Source organism: Bradyrhizobium genomosp. III (genome assembly GCF_000261705.1).
GTDB lineage: Bacteria > Pseudomonadota > Alphaproteobacteria > Rhizobiales > Xanthobacteraceae > Bradyrhizobium > Bradyrhizobium ottawaense.
Genome location: NZ_AJQF01000309.1, coordinates 1 through 753, shown reverse-complemented (window position 1 = coordinate 753; position 753 = coordinate 1). Strand labels below are relative to the sequence as shown.

Genomic DNA, 753 nt, shown 5'->3' with positions numbered 1-753 from the left:
CCCCCCGCCGCGGGACCTGCAGCAGCGCTTGCCCTCGATGTTGAGAAAGTCATGCCCGACGTCTTTGAGAGTCTTGGGTTTGAGGGTCTTGGGATTGAGGGTCTTGGGATTGAGGGTCTTGGGTTTGAGAGACTTGGGTTTGAGCTCATGCACGGCACCAATCGGCGCCTTTCGCATTGCAGCGAAGTTCCGGCCGTGTCCCGCGCAGGCAACATAGTCAAACGTCGCCGCCGTGAATATTCGCCTTTCTACGGGGCGTCGCTCTTTTCGACCAGGAACACGATGCGCGCCTCGTTGCGCTCGGTGATCTCGACCTTGTCGCCGGTCTCGCGGATCAGGTTCGGAATGTCAATCACCGACAAGGGATCGGTGCAGTGGACCTCGAGCTGATCGCCCGGCTGCAACGGCTTGAGCGCCTTGCGCGTCTTCAGGGCGGGCAGCGGGCATTTCAGTCCGGTGAGATCGAGCGTCGTTCTGGTCATGGGCGCAACATGGCGGGACCGATCGATGGCGTCAACGCAAGGCCGCTAGAGCAGATCGGCGTAGGACAAAAAGCCTACGTCCTGCCCTGGCTCGACGCCCGTGACGCTCTCACCGAGCTCGACGAGGCCGTCGGTCTCGACCAGCGAGGACAACAGCCCGGCCCCTTCGCGCGGGAACTTCACCGCCTCCAGCGTGCCGTCCTGCGCCCGCCGCAAGGAGACGCGAACATATTCGCGCCGGCCCGCCTTCTTCTTGTAGGTGAAAGCCGCC

The 753-nt window shown here is 62.9% G+C and carries 1 protein-coding gene and 1 pseudogene; both read right to left on the bottom strand.

Annotated features, from left to right (window positions below; translation table 11 throughout):
* Window positions 1-248: 248 nt before the first annotated feature.
* A complete protein-coding gene (locus tag IC66_RS0125510; RefSeq protein WP_028142272.1) occupies window positions 249-482 on the bottom strand; it encodes a sulfurtransferase TusA family protein in 234 nt (77 codons plus the stop codon).
* 45 nt (window positions 483-527) lie between these two features.
* Window positions 528-753 (bottom strand): annotated as a pseudogene (locus tag IC66_RS0125505) (gephyrin-like molybdotransferase Glp); the annotation flags it as partial.

Coding starts and splice junctions, on each gene's coding strand:
- IC66_RS0125510 (WP_028142272.1), bottom strand. CDS start 482: ATGACCAGAACGACGCTCGATCTCACCGGACTGAAATGCCCGCTGCCC.